The sequence below is a fragment of the Novosphingobium sp. FG90 genome, from assembly GCF_057808725.1.
Map to the genome: position 1 here is coordinate 40,166 of NZ_JBMDIO010000021.1, position 17,604 is coordinate 57,769.

Here is a 17,604-nt window from a genome sequence, read left to right on the forward strand (position 1 = left end):
CAGAAGGACCGAAAGTGTGAGGAAGGCGCATTGAGCCAGAAGATCCTGCTAGTCGAAGACGATGCCGCGACTGCCGAATTCGTCGCCAAGGGCCTCGACGAGGCGGGCTTCACCGTGGATCGGGCCGCCAACGGTCGCGACGGCCTGTTCCTCGCCACTGACGGCGGCTACGCCTGCATCGTGCTCGACCGGATGCTGCCGGGGCTGGACGGCATGGCGGTTCTGGCCGCCCTTCGCGGCGCCGGGCTGGAGACGCCGGTGATCATCCTCTCCGCCCTGGGATCGCCGGAAGACCGTATCAAGGGCCTCACCAACGGCTGCGACGACTATCTGGTCAAGCCGTTCGCCTTCGCCGAGCTGCTTGCCCGTATCCGCCTGCTGATCCGTCGCAGCGCGCCCGCAGCCGTGGCCGAAACCGTCCTGCGCTGCGACGATCTGGAGATGGACCTCCTCGCCCGGCGCGTCCGCCGGGGGGAGCGGGTGATCGAGCTGCAGCCGCGCGAGTTCCGTCTGCTCGAATTCCTGCTGCGCCATGCCGATCAGGTCGTTACCCGTACAATGCTGCTCGAAGGCGTATGGGACTATCATTTCGACCCCGGCACCAATGTCGTCGACGTGCACCTCAGCCGGCTGCGCAAGAAGATCGATGAGGGCGAGGCGCGCCGCCTGCTCCATACCGTGCGCGGCGCGGGCTATCGCATCGGCGCGGAACCGTGAAAGTCTGGCACTCGACGACATTCCGCCTCGCCGCGCTCGTCTTCCTGTTCCAGATCGTCGCGGCGGCGGTGCTTCTGCTCGGCCCGGCGTTGCTGCTGCGCTCCCAGAGCCATGCCGATGCCGTGGCCGTTGCCGAGACGGTGCGAGACGACCTCCTCGACGCCTACCACGAAGGCGGCCAGGCTGCCCTGTCCCGCGCCATCGATGCCAGGATCTCGCGTCGGATCGAGCGGGCAAGCGTGCTTTTCCTGGCCAGGCCCGACGGCGTGCGCGTGACCGGCAACCTCGACCGTGCACCGCCCGATCTGGCGCCGGGCGCGCCTTACGTGCTGGAGAAGCTGCCTCGGTCCGGCCATACCTCGCCCGAAGCCATGCTGATCCAGTCGATGCGCCTGGGCGACGGCTCGGTGCTGGTCACCGGAACAGTGGTGGAGACCGAGCGGCAGGTGATCGCGCTGCTCGAACGCACCTCGATGATCGCACTCGCCCTTTCGGTGGTCTTCGCCGCGTTCGCCGCCTACGTCTCGACAAGGCTCATCCTCAACCGCCTGCGCGCAAGCGTCGCGACCTTGCGCGACGTGCGCGAGGGGCGCTTGTCGCGGCGGGTCCCGGCAGATGACACCGGCGATGCCTTCGCCCTGCTCGGCAGCGAGGTGAACCAGGCGCTCGACCGCATGGCTGCGCTCAACGACGAGCTGAAACTGGCGACCGATGCTCTTGCGCATGACCTGAAGTCGCCGCTGACACGCATGCGCGCGGCGCTCGACCGGGCGGCGCAGCATGTGGACGATCCCCTCGCCCAGCCTTTCGTCGATCAGGCGCTGACCGAGAGCGAGCGGCTGATGGCGATCGTCGAGACGGCCCTGTCGATCACCCGCGCCGAAGCCGGAATGGGCCGCGAGAGCCTTGCCGACGCCGACTTGCCCGAACTGCTTGAAACAGTGGCCGAGATCTACTCGCCCCTGGTCGAGGACCAGGGGCGGGCCATGGTGGTGCAGGCACCGGCTGCTCTGCACATGCGCGTCCATCGCCAGTTGCTCGATCAGGCGCTGGGCAACCTGGTCGACAACAGCCTCAAGTACGGTGCGGGCACTATCTCCCTTTCGCTCATGCCAGAGGTGGACGGCGCGACGATCGTGGTTGCCGACGAAGGCCCCGGCATCGCGCCCGAGCGCCGCGAGCAGGCGCTGCGACGGTTCACCCGACTGGACGAAGCGCGCGGTGGTTGGGGCGCGGGACTCGGCCTCTCGCTCGTGCAGGCGGTCGCCCATCTCCATGGCGGCACCGCCGAACTGCGAGACGCCGCCCCCGGACTGGCGGTGCGGATCAGGCTGGTCGAACCCGCCAGCGCCCCCGTCCGGCGCGAATGACTGGCCCGCGGCCGGTTCGGCCCACATCTGGTCCGGGTTGCATGGCAAGGGCAGGACTGCGATAGCTGCTGACGGGTGTCCGCCGCTATCGACGGGCAGGTTTCGTGGTGCCGGTCGGGCCGCCGGTACGTAATCGCTCCTGCCTGGAATCCCACATGGTCCTCTCCCGCCTCAAGACCCCCAGTGCCCTGCGCCAGTTCCTCGACGGCCAGTCTTCGGCCGGCCTCTTCCTGATGGCGATGGCCGGGGTGGCTCTCCTCCTCGCCAACTCGCCGCTGGCGCATGGCTACGAGCACGTACTCCACCTGAACCTTGGGCCGCTGTCGCTGACGCACTGGATAAACGACGGGCTGATGGCGATATTCTTCCTGCTGGTCGGGCTGGAGATAAAGCGCGAGATGCTCGACGGCCAGCTTTCGACATGGTCGCGGCGGGTGCTGCCCGGCATCGCCGCTCTTGGCGGCATGGCGGTTCCGGCGCTGCTGTTCTACGCCTTCAACACCGGGGACACGGCAAAGGGGTGGGCCATTCCCGCCGCCACCGACATCGCCTTCGCGCTCGGCGTGATCTCGCTGCTCGGCAAGCGGGTGCCAGCGTCCCTGCGCGTGTTCCTCGCGGCGTTGGCGATCATCGACGACCTTGGCGCGGTGATCATCATCGCGCTGTTCTACACCGCCTCGATTTCGGTGCCGGACCTTGCCGGGGCGGCGCTGGTGCTGGGCGTCCTGATCGCGATGAACCGGATGAAGGTGCGACGTCTCCTGCCTTACCTGCTGCTGGGAGCAGTGCTGTGGGTCCTGACCTACCGCTCGGGCATCCACGCAACGCTGGCAGGCGTCGCGCTTGCCCTGACGATCCCGATGGACGTGACGCCGAGCCATCCCGATGGTGACGCGACCAGCCCGCTGCACCGGCTGGAACATGCGCTTCATGTCCCCGTTGGCTTCCTCATCGTACCGCTCTTCGCCCTTGCCAACGCGGGAGTGCCGGTGCTCGGCCTGCCTGCAGAAACGCTCGTCGCGCCGGTGACGCTGGGGGTGGCTGCCGGGCTGTTGATCGGCAAGCCCGTGGGCGTGTTCGGCCTCTCGATGATCGCGATGCGGCTCGGTCTTGCCGACACCCCCGCCCATGCCAGCCGGTTGCAGATGCTGGGCGTCGCCCTGCTGTGCGGGATCGGCTTCACGATGAGCCTGTTCATCGCCCTGTTGGCCTTCCCCGATGCCCCGGTACTGCAGTCCGAGGCGAAGCTCGGCATCCTTGCCGGATCGCTGCTGTCCGGCCTGCTGGGCTATGGCTTGCTGCGGCTTGCGGACAGGGAGGCCCCGCCCGCGCGCTGAGCCTCAGGCCGCAGCCGACTGGTTGCGCCCGCCGCGCTTCGCACGATAGAGCGCAGCGTCGGCGGCGGCGATGATCCGTTCGGGAGTGCTATCGAAGGTCAATGTAGCGATGCCGACGCTCACGGTCGCGGCGATGAGGCTTCCCGACGGCGTTTCCACACCCATCGCACCAAGCCGCATGCGGATGCGCTCGCACACCTGCTGCGCCCGTTCCACAGACAACCCGGCCAGCAACACCGCAAACTCCTCGCCGCCAAGCCGCGCGACGAGATCCCCCTCGCGAACAGCGCCGCGGATGATGGCCACGAAACGGATAAGCACCGCGTCGCCCGCGGCATGGCCATACTCGTCGTTGATCCGCTTGAAGTGGTCGAGGTCGAACACTGCGAGGCAGCCCGCCTCGGCGCCGATCGGTGGAGACGCGACCAGCGCGGCGAGCGCATCGTCGAAAGCCCGGCGGTTGCAGGCACCGGTCAGTGGATCGGTCATCGCCTTGTGCTTGAGATCCTCGACGATATGGCGCCGCTCAGTGACCTCGCGGATGATACTGACCGTGCCAGAGACCTTTCCATCGGCATCGACCATCGCACGCACGTGGCTCTCAACCCATATGATCGCGCCGCTCTTCTGGATGACGCGATATTCGACGATGGCGCTTTCCTCGGGCGCGGCCAGCACAACCCGGCGCATGTCGAGCACCATCGGCAGGTCGTCCGGCACGATGAGGTTGAACAGCGGCCGTCCGCCTAGCTCGGCAGCCGGGTAGCCGGTGACACGCTCCACCGAAGGCGATGCGTAGCGCACCGTGCCGTCGATCCCGGCGCGCAGCACCACGTCGCTCATGCGGTCGAGGACAAGGCGGTGCAGCGCTTCGGCGGCGTGCAGGCGCTCGACTATGCGCCGCCGCGCGTAGAGTTCCGCCGCAAGCGGCAGGAGCAGCAGGACGATGGACGCGAAATAGATCTGCAGCACCTGCAGCTTGAGCGCCATCGTGCCTGCAAGCAGCGCCGTCGGTCCCAGTCCTGCCAGCGAACAGCCAAGGCCCACCAGGATCACGATGACGATGGAGGAAACCGCGCCGAACCGGCCGAGCCTGAACGTCGCGGCGATCATCGGCAGGAACGGCACGACGACAAGAGGGATCGTGCTTTGTCCGAATGTCGCCAGCGAGGCTAGCAGCACGAGCCCCAACAGCCCGAAGGTCCGCTTGCGCACGCGGGTTCCAGCCGTGCGCGTCCAGTGCGCGACATCGCCGCGCAGGAACAGCAGCAGCGGCGGCGCGAAGACCACGAAGCCCAGCGCATGTCCGGCATACCAGTCACGCCAGGCCGACCAGAACCCTACGTCTCGCACCGCTCTGGTCATGACGGCCGCGAACAGCGCCGTCACGCCGGGCACCATGATCCCGCAGACGACGAGGAACGCCGTCACTTCCGCTACCGACTGGAAGCGGCCGAACCGGGGAAACACCCGTCGCATCAGCCACGCGGCGCCGACCGCCTCGATGATGCAGAGGAGCGGCAGGCCAACCCCAGTCAGCCCCCCGAACCCGAACAGTTGCGAGGCACAGATGGCCAGCGGCGTGCAGACGAGCGCCAGCGGCGTCCAGCGCCTGCGCGGCGTGACCTGCAGCCGGGCGAACAGCACCGACCCTGCCAGCCAGACCACCGCGATGCCGCCGTCGAAGCGGGTGAGCACCAGCGCCAGCGACGCACACGCGAAGTAGGCGAGCGCAGTGCCAAGCACCTCACCCGGATACCACACGTTGCGACGATACGACTCGTGACCCATCACCCTCGCCTAATGAAACATGGTTTATTCACGGTAAATACGTATGCATCGCGGGAACCAGCGCTCGCGCGTGCAGCACGGCACATCGCCTTTCGCCGAAGAGCGGTGAAAACGCGGATGTCACGGGAGCTTTGACGGCCGGTGCGGCACACAAGGACATCGCGCGCCGGGATCGTCTCGGGGATTGGGCCAGGGGATCTGCGTGGACAAGTTGCTGGGGCGCCGCCAGGCGATGCAATTGATGGGCACGGGCGCAGCGGCAGCCTCTATGACCTCCCATCCTGCCATGGCGAAGGACAGGTCTCCGGCTGCCGGGGCAACTGTCCCGAAGGCCGTTAATATGCGCCGGGCCTACGCCGATGGCCCCTACGGCCAGATCCATTATCTTGATGCCGGGCAGGGACGTCCGCTGGTCCTGCTGCACCAGGCGGTGATGACCGCCAACCAGTTCGACCGCGTCTTCGCCCCGCTGGTCGCTCATGGCTTTCGCCCAATCGCCATCGACCTGCCCGGGTTCGGCCTCTCGGACAAACCGCCTTTCGAGCCCAAGGTCAGCGACTATGCGGTGGTGGTTCCGACCGTGCTCGACGCACTCGGCATCCGGCGCGCGGCAATCGTGGGCCATCATACCGGGGCGCTGGTGACCAACGAGGTCGCGATCCAGTTCCCCGAGCATGTCACCGCCAACGTCATCTGCGGGCCCCTCTTCATCCCCGACGAGCAGCGGGCGGCCCTGATCGCCGACATCGGCGGCCGCGAGCGGGCGTTCCGTGCACTGCCTCATGCCGCACACATGAACCAGCTGGCCGAGGCGCGCGAACGCTATGCGATGGGCACGATCGGGCCGGAGCGCATCAGCGACTACGTCGTTCAGGCGATGCTCGCCTTCCAGCGAGGTGCCTACTGGTACGGCCATAATGCAGGCCTGACCTACCGCCAGGAAGAACCGCTGATGAAGATCCGCCAGCCCACGCTGTTGCTGACCAACACCGGCGACATGCTTTACCAGTCAGCCTTGAAAGCCAAGGAAATGCGCCCCGACTTCAAGCTGGTGGAACTGCAGGGGGGCGGGATAGACATCGTCGACCAGCAACCAGAACAGTGGTCCGCCGCGATCGCCGATTTCCTCCGTCCGATCGCCTGAGCGGTCAGGCGGAAAGGATCGCCACGTCGTCTTCGCGCGGGGCGGCGCCTGCGAACGAGGGCAGAAGCTCGAAGCTCTCGGAAGTCAGCGTTGCATCGGCCAGCCCGGCCAGCTTGAACTGGCCGAGCTTCGGCTCCTCGTCGCTGCGAATGGCCTTTTCCGGATTGAGCGCGCAGATGAACAGGTCGCCCCTGCGCTCGAACATGAGATGGGGCGCGAGCCGGATCACGGCGCCGTTGTAGCGCACTTCCACGAACCTGCGGGTCGTGATCGCTTCCATTATCGTCAAACGCGGATCACTCATCGTATCTGGCTCTTTACACCTGCGACCATTTTTGCATTGCAGCATATTCGGGGATTTGGACGCTGAACGCAAGTCGCTCATGCCCGTTTTCCATTTCCCTTTTCATCGCAACGATCTGCAGATACCCTGCGGTCCTCTGGCGGGAATGGGCGATCCAATGTTCGGTTTTCTGAAGAAGCAGTTCGTCGATGTCATCGACTGGCTGGAGCAGCCCGGCGACCTCGCCTGGCGCGTCCCTTTCGAGGATCGCGAAATCCAGAACGGCGCGCAGCTGACCGTGCGCGAAGGCCAGACGGCTCTGTTCATCAATGAGGGCAACCTCGCGGATACCTTCGACGCCGGCCTGCACCGTCTCGATACCGCCAACCTGCCTGTGCTGACCAGCCTGATGAACTGGGACAAGGGCTTCCGCTCTCCGTTCAAGTCGGACGTCGTGTTCCTGTCGTTCAAGGAGCAGCAGGGCCTCAAGTGGGGCACCGGGCAGCCGGTGACGGTGCGTGATGCGGAATTCGGCGCTTTGCGGCTGCGGGCTTTCGGTTCCTATTCGTTCCGCATATCCGCCATCGAGCCTTTCGTGGACCGTATCCTCGGCACGCTGAACGGCGTGACCGCTGCGTCGCTCGAGCCGCAGTTGCGCGCCACGATCCAGACCTCGATCGCTACCGCGCTCGGCAACGGCGGCGTCCCCTTCCTCGACCTTGCGGCGAACCAGCAGGCGTTGTCTGACCGCATCCGCGTCGAGGTCGACAAGGCCTTCTCGCAATGGGGCCTCACGTGCCTTTCGTTCTATGTCGAAAGCATTTCGCTTCCCGAAGAAGTGCAGGCCCATCTCGACAAGGGCTCTTCGATGCGAGTGCTGGGCGATCTGGGCAATTACACCCGCTTCCAGGCTGCTGAGGCTATCGAGGCCGCTGCCGGGCAGGAAGGCGGCTCGGTAGCCGGTATCGGCGCAGGCGTGGCAGCGGCGACGGCGCTTGGCGGCGCCATGGCGCAGGGCCTCGGTTCGCAGAGTGCTGCAGCCCCCTCTTCTCCTGCAACCGAAGAGGACCCGATCGCCACGATCGAGAAGCTTCACAAGCTGGTGACCCTGGGAGCGCTCAGCCAGGAGGAGTTCGACGCCAAGAAGGCCGAGCTTCTCTCGCGCATCCGCTGACACGCCTTCGGGGGAAGACGTGAGCAACTGCCCTTCCTGCGGCGCGCTGCTGCCCGTGCGCAGCGCTGCACTGCCCTATTCGACTTGCGCCTATTGCCAGTCGCTGCTCCTGCGTGACGGGCTGGAACTGCAGGACATCGGCAAAGTCGCCGTCCTGCCGCCCGACGTATCGCCGATTCAGCTGGGCACGAGTCTGCACGTAGAAGGACTGACGCTCACCGTCGTCGGCCGCGGGCGCTGGGGCTGGGAAAACGGATCGTGGAACGAATGGCTGCTTGACGGCGGCGACGGCAGCGAACGCTGGCTGGGGGAGGCCATGGGCGCCTTCATGCTGACCGCCGCGCGTGCCGACCTCCTAGAACATCCGATGATACAGGGCTTCGCGGCCGGGGGGGAGATCGCGGTCGGCGAACGGCTGACGGTCGAGGATGTCACCCTCCTCGCAACCGACCACAAGGAAGCCCGGTGCCTCGGCAGCGAGGGGGACCTGCCGTTTGCGACCCTACCCGACTGCTCGATGACGAACATCGATTTTCGCGGCCCCAATCGCGAGGCAGTCAGCCTGCAGCGCGACGCGCGCGGGGCTTCGGTCTGGCTTGGCTACTATAGCGACCTTGCCTCGCTCGCCCCGGCGAACCTGCGCACGATCGACGGCTGGAGCATCCCGCGCGAGTTAGCGCGATGAGCGCCGTGCGCAACATCGCATGCCCCCACTGCGGCGGCACGCTGGAAGTTCGCGCGGCGGGTTTCAGCGTGAACCTAGCCTGTGTCTACTGCGGCTCGCTGCTGGACGTCTCTCGCCCGGAAGTCGCTCTCATCGAGGCCCATGACAAGGCCGCCAGGGGCTTCCGTCTGGCTCCCGGCACGCGGGGCACGCTGTTCGACGTCGAATGGGAGACCGTAGGTGCGCTCCGGCGGCGAGATTCGGGGTATTCCTGGGAGGAATACCTGCTCTTCAACCCTTATGCGGGCTACCGCTGGCTGGTCCTGAGCGATCGTGAATGGCAGTTCGGCACGATGCTGCTCGACCTGCCCGAAGGGGACGACGACACCGTGACCTGGCGGGACGAGCGCTTCACCCGCGATGGTGATGCATCGACCACCGAGACGACTGCCGTTCTTGGCGAGTTCTACTGGCGCGTCCGCGCAGGGGACACGGTCGAAGCGATGCTCTACGAACGCGGCGACACCGTGCTGTCACGCGAAGGGGACGGCGGCGAGGTCAACTGGACCCAGCTCGTACCGGTGGAAGACGAAGTCATCGCGCAGGCTTTCCGCCTCGGTCGTCTGAACGCGCACCGCGCGGTTCGCGAACCGTCTCCATCTTCAGGCTCCTCGTCCAGCACGGCGAACGACCTGCCGACGATGTTCGGCCTCGCCTGTGCCGCCATCGCCGCTCTGCTGCTGGCGATGGTGCTCATCTCCGGCCCCGTGGAGCGCGCCTCCGCCAGCGTCGATGCCCCCTTCGCCGCCACGCGCGAGGGGGTCAGGATCGGAACCCTGACCGTGCGGCGCCCCTGGCAGTTCGTTACCGTCACCGCACGCGGGACCAACTTCGACAACCGCTGGGTGGACCTCGACTATAGCCTCGTCGACAGGGCCACAGGGCAGTCGATGGACGGCTACGGCATCGTCGAGCACTATTCCGGCCGCGACAGCGACGGATCCTGGACCGAGGGAAGCCGCAAGGGAACGACACTGCTGGGCCGTGTTCCACGCGGCACTTACGATCTCTACGTCGATGCCTCCGCCCATGGCTGGCCAAGCGACCCGCCACCGCAGGTCTCGGGCTGGTCCTCGCTGCCGGAAACTGTCACCGTTTCCATCGAGGCAGAGACCGGCGCATTGCCCTGGGGCAACTGGTGGACGGCCACCGTGCTGCTCTTCGCGTTCCCGTGCGTTGCGGTCTGGCGCCACTACCGCGAGGAGAACGGCGGATGACGCTGCGCCTCGCCCTGTTCCTGCTGTGGATCGCGCTGGTCATGGCCGGGTGCCTCAGCGCCTCGTACTATGCCTGGTCGCCATTCTCGGACGAGGAGCGCCCGATGCGCGCCGGCGGCTCGTATGGCCCGACGCACAAGTAACCTTCAAGGAGACGGCCCATGCTGACACTCTCGATCTTCCTCGCCACCCTGCTCTATGCGGGGCTGGGCATCGTGATATTCGTCTTCAGCTTCGTGCTGGTCGACAAGCTGACCCCCGGCGAATTGTGGCGAGAGATCATCGAGCGTCGCAACATGGCGGTTGCCCTGCTGGCGGGCGCGGTCGCGCTCGGCATCTCCAACATCATCGCCGCCGCCATTCATGGCTGATATCCGTGGCTGAAGCCGATCCCGCCGTCTCCGCCGACAGCGCAGAGCGCGCGCCCGCGTCACTCGCGGTGATCCTGCTCGTCTCGGTGCTGGTCGTCGCGACATGCGGGCTGATCTACGAACTGCTCGCGGGCACGCTCGCCAGCTATCTGCTTGGCGACAGCGTCACGCAGTTTTCGACAGTGATTGGCACGTATCTTTTCGCCATGGGCATCGGCAGCTGGCTGTCACGCCACGTTCGCCGCGACGAGATGGGCGTTTTCGTGCGGGTGGAAATCCTGATCGCGGCGCTCGGAGGGTGGTCGGCCGCGGGGTTGTTCCTCCTCTTCCCGCTGGTCGGTGACTTCCGCATCGCGCTCTATGCACTTGTACTGGCGATCGGGGTGCTGGTGGGGCTGGAGATCCCCCTCCTCATCCGCATCCTGCGGCACCGCTTTGCCTTCCGTGAACTGGTCTCCAACGTCCTCACTTACGATTATGTCGGCGCGCTGATCGCCTCGTTGCTGTTCCCGCTGGTGCTGGTGCCATGGCTGGGCATGATGCGCACCGGCTTCGTGTTCGGCCTCGCCAACGTCGCCGTCGCCCTGGCATTGCTGGTAGCGCTGCGCCGCCAGCGTCCGGTCGCCATGGACGTGATCGCCGCGCTGGTCGTCGCCGCCAGTCTCGTCGCCGGCCTTGTCGCGGCAGACCGCATGCAGCGCTGGTCCGAAGTCGCCTTTTACGACGAGCCCGTCATCTACGCCCGCTCGACCCCCTATCAACGCATGGTCCTGACCCGCCGGGGAGAGGACCTGCGCCTCTATCTCAACGGCAACCTGCAGTTCTCCACTCGCGACGAATACCGCTATCACGAAGCGCTGGTCTGGCCGGTGCTGGGCCGCGTCGCCCGCCCCGATACGGTGCTGATCCTCGGGGGCGGTGACGGCCTTGCCGCGCGCGAAGTCCTCCGCGACCCGCGGGTGCGCCAGGTTACTCTCGTCGATCTCGACCCGGAGATGACACGCCTGTTCCGTGACACGCCGCAACTGGCCGCGCTCAACGCCGGCTCTTTGTCCTCCCCCCGGATGCGCGTCCACAATGCCGATGCGTTTCGCTGGGTGCGCGAGGCACGCGGCAGCTACGACGCGGTCATCGTCGACTTTCCCGACCCGACCGAATTTTCACTGGGCAAGCTCTACACGGAGAGCTTCTACCGCGAAGTCGCCCGTCTTCTCGCGCCCGAAGGCGTGATGACGGTGCAGAGCACATCGCCTCTGATTGCGCCCGAATCCTACTGGACCGTCGCTACCACGCTGGAATCCGCCGGATTGCATGCCCGGGGCTACCACGCCTACGTTCCCAGCTTCGGGGAGTGGGGCTTCACCCTGGCGGCGCATCGCCCCCTTGCCGATGCCGCCAGGCTGCCGCCGAACTTGCGCTTCCTGACCTCGTCGAGCGAACGAGCGCTGTTCGACTTCCCCCCCGACATGGCGCGCCGCCCCACCCCGGTGAACCGGCTAGACAATCAGGCGCTGGTACGCAGTTTCGCGCGCGAGTGGGGGCATTATGAAGGCTGAAGCGAGCCGGCGCGCGATCCTTGCCGGCGGATCGGCAGCAGTCGGCGCTTCACTGCTCGGCGGCTGCGGCCAACCCGCGATGGCCGGAACGCTCGACGGTGCCGACTGGCGACGCGGGCACCGGCTGCGCGATGGCGGCTTTCCCGCGCCCCAAGGGCCGGTCGAGGAAATCGACATCGTCATCGCCGGTGGGGGCGTCGCCGGGCTGGCGGCGGGCTGGCGCATGGCCGAAGCGGGCTTCCGGAACTTCGCCCTGTTCGAACTGGAGGACCGAACCGGCGGAAACGCACGCTCGGGCCGCAACGGGGTCAGCGCCTACCCACTCGGCGCCCATTACCTGCCGGTCCCGAACCGGGAAGCAAAGCCGCTGCGCCACATGCTCCGCAGCTTCGGCATGATAGTCGGCGATACGCGGGATGGGCCGGTCTATGATCCCTACCAGCTCTGCGCCGATCTTGAGGAGCGATTGCTTTGGCGTGGCGAATGGCAGGAAGGGCTGTTCCCGCAGACCGGCCTGTCTTCGGCTCAACAGGCCCAGCGCGGCGCTTTCGAAAAGCGGATGGCCGAATTTCGCGACGCCGTCGGCGCGGACGGGCGCCCCGCATTCGCCGTGCCGTCTGCGCTGTCCAGCACCGACCCGCGCTTTACCGCGCTTGACGCCCACAGCTTCGCTGACTGGCTCGATCGAGAGGGATTTACCGCCCCGGCCCTGCGCGCGTATTTGCGCTATTGCTGCCGCGACGATTACGGCGCGGAGCCTGAGCATGTCTCGGCATGGGCGGGCGTCCATTACTTCGCCGCGCGGCGCGGATGGGCCGCGAACGGCGATGGTGACCGCGAACTGACCTGGCCGGAAGGCAACGATCGCCTCGCCGAACTGATGGCCGAGCGAATCCGGACAAACGTGCGCTCCGGCCACACGGTCTTCCATGTCGGCGAGACTGCCGATGGACGCGCCGACATGGACGTCTTCGACCATGCGACGGGCCATAGCCGACGCCTGCGTGCCAAAGTCGCGATCCTTGCCATGCCGCATTTCGTGGCGGCGCGGGTAGCCCCCGGCCGATGCGCGCGCGGCGGTTTCTCCTACGCTCCTTGGGTCGTCGCGAATGTCACCGTCTCCCGGCCACCGGCGGGCAAGGGCGTATCCCTTGCCTGGGACAACGTCTCCACCGCCAGCGACGCGCTCGGCTACGTGGTCGCCACGCATCAGAGCACCAGCGCCGCGCTTGGGCCTACCGTGCTCACCTGGTACATGCCGCTATCCCGGCAATCTCCCGAGAACGCCCGCAGGATCATGATGACCCGGCCGCTGGAGCGCTGGCAGGAGATCGTGCGCGCCGACCTCCTCGCCATGAATCCGGACCTCGACGGCGCGATCGAGCGTATCGATGTCTGGCGCTGGGGCCATGCCATGATCCGCCCGCCCCCGGGCTTCCTGTCCGATCCGGCTCGCCTTGCCGCCCGCGCAGCCCGACCACCCGTACTCTTCGCGCACTCCGACCTCAGCGGCCTGTCGCTGTTCGAGGAAGCCCATCACTACGGCGTGACGGCTGCGGAAACCGCGCTTGCGCATCTGGGCCATGCGTTCGAGAGCATCGCCTGACCATGAACCCCTGGCCATGAACCATCGCGCCGGAACCAGCGTCCACCTCATCGCCGATCTCGCCGCGAGCGAAGGGCTCGATGACCTTTCCCGCGTCGAAGCCGCCCTGCGCGAAGCCGCCGGAGTCGCACGCCTCACCGTCCTCGACGTGACGCTTCATCACTTCGGCCCCGGAATGGGCGTCACCGGCGTGGCACTGCTCGCGGAGTCGCACATCTCGATCCACACTTGGCCGGAAGACGGGCTAGCCGCGGTCGACCTCTTCGTTTGCGGGGAAGCGGCCGATCCCGAGGCCGCGCTGCGTGTGATCTGCGCAAGGTTGCGGGCAACCGTGCGCGACAAGCGCATGATCGCCCGATTGCGCCCGGACAGCCCGCTCAGTGAAGCTTGAGGCGCGGTCGCACCACGCGATTCACGTGCCCGACCGCGATAAGTGCCGAGCCCTTGATCCAGCCATGGATCGCAAGGAGATGCATCCGGTAGAGCGACAGGTAGATCATGCGAGCGAGCCGCCCTTCCACGGCCATGCGCCCACCTACGAGGTTGCCCATCAGCGTTCCAACCGTCGAGAACCGGCTGAGCGACACAAGGGAACCCCGATCCTTGTACTCGAAGTCCTTGAGCGGCTTGTCGTTCATCAACCTCTTGAGGTTGTCGAAGGCGGTTACGGCCATCTGGTGCGCAGCCTGGGCACGCGGGGGAATCGGGCGATCGCGGCCGGGCAGCATGCAGAACGCGCAGTCGCCGAGGGCAAAGACCTTCGGATCACTCACGCTCTGTAGAGTAGGAGCGACCACGACCTGCCCGGAGCGTGACATTTCGAGGCCGTCCAACCCGCCCGCGATCGGCTTTGCCTTAACGCCTGCCGCCCAGACCTGAAGGTCGGCTTCGATCAGTTCGCCATCCCCGGTGATCATGCCCGCGCTCGTGCTTTCCACGATCGGTGTCGCAGTACGTACCCGTACGCCGAGGTTCTGCAGTTCGTCGCGCGCCGATTCGGCAAGCCGTTCCGGCAGCGCGGGCAGGATGCGCGGCCCCGCTTCTACCAGCGTGACCTTGAGGCGACCACGGTCGAACACCTCAAGCCCGTAGTGGCTCAGGGCATCCGCTGCGTTGAAGAGTTCCGCCGCCAGTTCGACGCCCGTGGCGCCGCCGCCGACTATCGCGACACGGACCCGCGCATCGCTGGCTTCGTCCGCCATCATCGCGCGTGAGACCCTCAGGCACTGGTCCAGAAGACGGTCGCGAAAGCGATCGGCATCGGCCCGCCGATCAAGGAACATGCAGTTTTCGCGGACCCCGAGAGTGCCGAAATCATTGGTTACCGAACCGTAGGCCAGCACCAGGTAATCGTAACGAAGTTGCTGCGCCCCAACGACTTCGTTGCCGCGATCGTCGAGGATCGGAGCAACGTGGACGCGCTGGGCTGTCCGGTCGATACCCGCCAGCGTGCCCTTGAAATAGCGATAGCCCCACTTGTGGCAGTGGCCGCGATAGCCGACCTCGTCGAGGTTCGCGTCGAGCGAACCGGCCGCCACTTCGTGCAGCAGCGGCTTCCAGATATGGGTCCGGTTCTCGTCGACGAGGATGATGTCGTGACGGGCACGGCCATAATAGGCCCCCAGCCGGGTGGCGAGTTCGAGCCCGGCGGCACCGCCGCCGACGATCACGATCTGGGTCTTTTGAGATTGCACATCCGGTCCTTCGTTCGGGGCATCTTGCCGCGCGAAATATTATGTACTAATTGGTACACACGTTGAGCGGTCATGTCACCGCCTGATTTCCCTGTCGCTCAAGGGTAACCCCAAGCCGGTTGCGATTGCATTGGGCAAAGGGGCCCAGAGGTAAAAAATTTAGGAGAAGCCGCATGTCCGGCTCGATAGAAAGGGGCTCCATGCCCAGCCGGATATGGCTGGCGGTGCTCGGTGTAGTGATCCTGGCCGCCGGCCTGTTCTTCGTCATCGGCGGTGCGCGACTCGTGAGCCTCGGCGGTAGCTCCTACTTTCTGCTGGCCGGTATCGCGCTCGTCATCTCCGGCGTGCAAATCGCGCGTCGGCGCCCGATTGGCGGCCTGCTGTTCGGCGCGGTGTTCCTGGCGACGATCCTGTGGTCGCTGTGGGAAGTCGGCTTCGCGTTCTGGCCGCTGATCTCCCGTCTGCTGGCGCTCGGCGTCGGCATGACGGTCGTGGCGCTGTCCCTTCCACTGATGCGCCGGGCGCAAGGCATGGTCCCGGCATGGCGCCCGGCGATCGGCACCGCCCTCGTCGTCGGCATAGCGTCTGCCGCCGGCTTCGCGTCGATGTTCTCGCCGCATCCGACCGTGCCTTTCGCGGGCGTCGAGGCGGCGCTCACCCCTGTCGATGCCGCCGGAGAGCAGAAGAACTGGGAAGCCTACGGCAACACCGCCGGCGGCAACCGCTTCGTCGCGCTCGATCAGATCACCCGCGACAACGTGAAGAACCTGCAGGTCGCCTGGACGTACCGCACCGGCGACGTCGCGGTCAGCGACGGCAACGGCGCCGAGGATCAGGACACACCGCTGCAAGTGGGTGACACAGTCTATATCTGCACCCCGCACAACAACGTCATCGCGCTCGATGCCGACACCGGCAAGGAAAAGTGGAAGGCCGAGGTCAACGCCCACGCCTCGGTCTGGATGCGCTGCCGCGGCCTTGCCTACTTCGATGCGAAGGCCCCGCTGCAACAGCCGAGCCTGCCCGGCTCCACCCCGGTGACGGCGGCGACGCTGCCCGCAGGCGCGCCGTGCGAGCGCCGCATCCTGATGAACACCATCGACGGCAAACTGATGGCCTTCGACGCCGATACCGGCAAGGTCTGCACCGGCTTCGGCACCAATGGCCGCGTCGATCTGCTTGCGGGCCTCGGCAATGCGCCCGATCCGCAGTACCAGCTGACCGCCGCGCCGACGCTGGCGGGCACCACGATCGTCATCGGGGGCCGCGTGGCCGACAACGTCCAGGTCGACATGCCCGGCGGCGTCATCCGTGGTTTCGACGTCATCACCGGCAAGCTGCGCTGGGCCTTCGACCCGGGCAACCCCGCCATTAACGGGATGCCCGCCAAGGGCCAGACCTACACGCGCTCGACCCCGAACGTGTGGTCGGCGATGTCATACGACGCGGCGTCCAACACCGTGTTCATGCCGGTGGGCAGCTCGTCGGTCGACCTGTTCGGCGTGCCGCGCACCCCGCTCGACCACAAGTACGGCGCCTCGGTGCTCGCCCTCGACGCGACCACCGGCAAGGAGAAGTGGCACTACCAGACCGTCCACAACGACTTGTGGGACTTCGACCTGCCGATGCAGCCCAGCCTGATAGACTTCCCCGTTGCGGGTCGCGGCAAGGTTCCCGCCATCGTCATCGGCACCAAGGCAGGCCAACTCTACGTGCTCGACCGCCAGACCGGCAAGCCGCTCACCAAGGTCGTCGAGACTCCGGTGAAGGCCGCCAACATCCCCGGCGAGCCCTATTCGCTGACCCAGCCCAAATCGGTCGGGATGCCGCAGATCGGCGCGCAGACGCTGACCGAGGCGGACATGTGGGGCGCCACTCCGTTCGACCAGCTGATGTGCCGCATCGCCTTCAAGGGCATGCGCTACGAAGGGCTCTACACCGCGCCGGGCACCGACAAGTCGCTCGCCTTCCCCGGTTCGCTGGGCGGCATGAACTGGGGCAGCCTGTCGATCGACCCCACCACCAACACCGTCTTCGCCAACGACATGCGCCTCGGCCTGTGGGTGCAGATGTTCCCGCAGACCAAGGCGCAGCAGGGCAAGTCCGGTGCGGCGGGCGAGGCCGTCAACACCGGCATGGGCTCGGTCCCGCTGAAGGGCACGCCCTACTCGGTCATGAAGGACCGGTTCCTCTCGGCGCTGGGCATTCCGTGCCAGGCTCCGCCGTTCGGCACCCTGACCGCGATCGACATGAGCACCCGCAAGGTGAAGTGGCAGGTCCCGGTCGGCACCGTGGAAGACACCGGCCCGATGGGCATCCGCATGGGCCTGCCGATCCCGATCGGCATGCCGACGCTGGGCGGCACGCTCGCCACGCAGGGCGGCCTCGTCTTCATCGCCGGCACCCAGGACTTCTACCTGCGCGCCTTCGATTCAGGCAGCGGCAGGGAACTGTGGAAGGGCCGCCTGCCCGTCGGCAGCCAGGGCGGACCGATGAGCTACAAGTCGCCGAAAACCGGCAAGCAGTACATCGTCATCACCGCCGGTGGTGCCCGCCAGTCCAAGCAGCGCGGCGACTACGTGGTCGCTTACAAGCTGCCCTGACCTGATGGGGGGCGAGC

Annotated in this window: 16 protein-coding genes; 13 read left to right on the top strand and 3 right to left on the bottom strand. The window is 66.6% G+C overall.

Annotated features, from left to right (window positions below; translation table 11 throughout):
• The first annotated feature begins 30 nt into the window (after positions 1-30).
• From ACODRZ_RS17405 to nhaA, 3 genes are all read left to right on the top strand, one after another.
• Positions 31-717: a winged helix-turn-helix domain-containing protein gene (locus ACODRZ_RS17405; RefSeq protein WP_488970584.1), complete on the top strand. Its 687-nt coding sequence runs from the start codon at positions 31-33 to the stop codon at positions 715-717.
• A complete protein-coding gene (locus ACODRZ_RS17410) occupies positions 714-2,087 on the top strand; it encodes a sensor histidine kinase (protein WP_488970585.1) in 1,374 nt (457 codons plus the stop codon). The genes ACODRZ_RS17405 and ACODRZ_RS17410 overlap by 4 nt, the downstream gene beginning before the upstream one ends.
• Positions 2,088-2,242: 155 nt before the next feature.
• Positions 2,243-3,424 (top strand): Na+/H+ antiporter NhaA, encoded by a 1,182-nt coding sequence (gene nhaA, locus ACODRZ_RS17415; protein ID WP_488970586.1) that lies wholly within the window; start codon positions 2,243-2,245, stop codon positions 3,422-3,424.
• A 3-nt stretch (positions 3,425-3,427) separates the two neighbouring features.
• Here nhaA and ACODRZ_RS17420 read toward each other — a convergent pair whose 3' ends face one another.
• Entirely contained in the window at positions 3,428-5,215 is a 1,788-nt protein-coding gene (locus ACODRZ_RS17420; RefSeq protein WP_488970587.1) for a sensor domain-containing diguanylate cyclase, read from the bottom strand.
• Between the two features lie 340 nt (positions 5,216-5,555).
• Here ACODRZ_RS17420 and ACODRZ_RS17425 point away from each other — a divergent pair, with 340 nt between their 5' ends.
• Positions 5,556-6,359, top strand: coding sequence for an alpha/beta fold hydrolase (locus ACODRZ_RS17425; protein WP_488986217.1), 804 nt, complete (start codon positions 5,556-5,558; stop codon positions 6,357-6,359).
• A gap of 4 nt (positions 6,360-6,363) precedes the next feature.
• Here ACODRZ_RS17425 and ACODRZ_RS17430 read toward each other — a convergent pair whose 3' ends face one another.
• Positions 6,364-6,663: a hypothetical protein gene (locus tag ACODRZ_RS17430; protein WP_488970589.1), complete on the bottom strand. Its 300-nt coding sequence runs from the start codon at positions 6,661-6,663 to the stop codon at positions 6,364-6,366.
• A 157-nt stretch (positions 6,664-6,820) separates the two neighbouring features.
• Here ACODRZ_RS17430 and ACODRZ_RS17435 point away from each other — a divergent pair, with 157 nt between their 5' ends.
• Genes ACODRZ_RS17435 through speD form a run of 8 tightly spaced genes read left to right on the top strand, consistent with a single transcriptional unit; the run spans position 6,821 to position 13,681 of the window.
• The gene (locus ACODRZ_RS17435; protein WP_488970590.1) at positions 6,821-7,816 is read left to right on the top strand and encodes an SPFH domain-containing protein; all 996 of its coding nucleotides are present in this window, start codon (positions 6,821-6,823) and stop codon (positions 7,814-7,816) included.
• A 19-nt stretch (positions 7,817-7,835) separates the two neighbouring features.
• Positions 7,836-8,501, top strand: a complete 666-nt coding sequence (locus ACODRZ_RS17440) for a DUF4178 domain-containing protein (protein WP_488970591.1) — start codon at positions 7,836-7,838, stop codon at positions 8,499-8,501.
• Complete coding sequence (locus ACODRZ_RS17445) at positions 8,498-9,757, top strand: DUF4178 domain-containing protein (protein WP_488970592.1); 1,260 nt, start codon at positions 8,498-8,500, stop codon at positions 9,755-9,757. The genes ACODRZ_RS17440 and ACODRZ_RS17445 overlap by 4 nt, the downstream gene beginning before the upstream one ends.
• The gene (locus tag ACODRZ_RS17450; protein WP_488970593.1) at positions 9,754-9,900 is read left to right on the top strand and encodes a hypothetical protein; all 147 of its coding nucleotides are present in this window, start codon (positions 9,754-9,756) and stop codon (positions 9,898-9,900) included. Before ACODRZ_RS17445 ends, ACODRZ_RS17450 begins: the two co-directional genes overlap by 4 nt.
• A gap of 18 nt (positions 9,901-9,918) precedes the next feature.
• Positions 9,919-10,128 carry a DUF350 domain-containing protein gene (locus tag ACODRZ_RS17455; protein ID WP_488970594.1) on the top strand — a complete coding sequence of 70 codons (210 nt, stop codon included), beginning with the start codon at positions 9,919-9,921 and terminating at the stop codon, positions 10,126-10,128.
• Between the two features lie 5 nt (positions 10,129-10,133).
• The gene (locus ACODRZ_RS17460; protein ID WP_488970595.1) at positions 10,134-11,684 is read left to right on the top strand and encodes a polyamine aminopropyltransferase; all 1,551 of its coding nucleotides are present in this window, start codon (positions 10,134-10,136) and stop codon (positions 11,682-11,684) included.
• Entirely contained in the window at positions 11,674-13,290 is a 1,617-nt protein-coding gene (locus tag ACODRZ_RS17465; protein WP_488970596.1) for an FAD-dependent oxidoreductase, read from the top strand. Before ACODRZ_RS17460 ends, ACODRZ_RS17465 begins: the two co-directional genes overlap by 11 nt.
• 16 nt (positions 13,291-13,306) lie before the next feature.
• Complete coding sequence (gene speD / locus ACODRZ_RS17470; protein WP_488970597.1) at positions 13,307-13,681, top strand: adenosylmethionine decarboxylase; 375 nt, start codon at positions 13,307-13,309, stop codon at positions 13,679-13,681.
• Here speD and ACODRZ_RS17475 read toward each other — a convergent pair.
• On the bottom strand, positions 13,668-14,984 hold the full coding sequence (locus ACODRZ_RS17475) for an NAD(P)/FAD-dependent oxidoreductase (protein WP_488970598.1): 1,317 nt from the start codon (positions 14,982-14,984) through the stop codon (positions 13,668-13,670). The two genes, speD and ACODRZ_RS17475, sit on opposite strands and share 14 nt — an antisense overlap.
• Before the next feature lie 173 nt (positions 14,985-15,157).
• Here ACODRZ_RS17475 and ACODRZ_RS17480 point away from each other — a divergent pair, with 173 nt between their 5' ends.
• Positions 15,158-17,587 (top strand): glucose/quinate/shikimate family membrane-bound PQQ-dependent dehydrogenase, encoded by a 2,430-nt coding sequence (locus tag ACODRZ_RS17480; protein WP_488970599.1) that lies wholly within the window; start codon positions 15,158-15,160, stop codon positions 17,585-17,587.
• Positions 17,588-17,604 lie beyond the last annotated feature (17 nt).

Coding starts and splice junctions, on each gene's coding strand:
- ACODRZ_RS17455 (WP_488970594.1), top strand. CDS start 9,919: ATGCTGACACTCTCGATCTTCCTCGCCACCCTGCTCTATGCGGGGCTG.
- ACODRZ_RS17420 (WP_488970587.1), bottom strand. CDS start 5,215: ATGGGTCACGAGTCGTATCGTCGCAACGTGTGGTATCCGGGTGAGGTG.
- speD (WP_488970597.1), top strand. CDS start 13,307: ATGAACCATCGCGCCGGAACCAGCGTCCACCTCATCGCCGATCTCGCC.
- ACODRZ_RS17480 (WP_488970599.1), top strand. CDS start 15,158: ATGTCCGGCTCGATAGAAAGGGGCTCCATGCCCAGCCGGATATGGCTG.
- ACODRZ_RS17465 (WP_488970596.1), top strand. CDS start 11,674: ATGAAGGCTGAAGCGAGCCGGCGCGCGATCCTTGCCGGCGGATCGGCA.
- ACODRZ_RS17425 (WP_488986217.1), top strand. CDS start 5,556: ATGCGCCGGGCCTACGCCGATGGCCCCTACGGCCAGATCCATTATCTT.
- ACODRZ_RS17445 (WP_488970592.1), top strand. CDS start 8,498: ATGAGCGCCGTGCGCAACATCGCATGCCCCCACTGCGGCGGCACGCTG.
- ACODRZ_RS17430 (WP_488970589.1), bottom strand. CDS start 6,663: ATGAGTGATCCGCGTTTGACGATAATGGAAGCGATCACGACCCGCAGG.
- nhaA (WP_488970586.1), top strand. CDS start 2,243: ATGGTCCTCTCCCGCCTCAAGACCCCCAGTGCCCTGCGCCAGTTCCTC.
- ACODRZ_RS17435 (WP_488970590.1), top strand. CDS start 6,821: ATGTTCGGTTTTCTGAAGAAGCAGTTCGTCGATGTCATCGACTGGCTG.
- ACODRZ_RS17450 (WP_488970593.1), top strand. CDS start 9,754: ATGACGCTGCGCCTCGCCCTGTTCCTGCTGTGGATCGCGCTGGTCATG.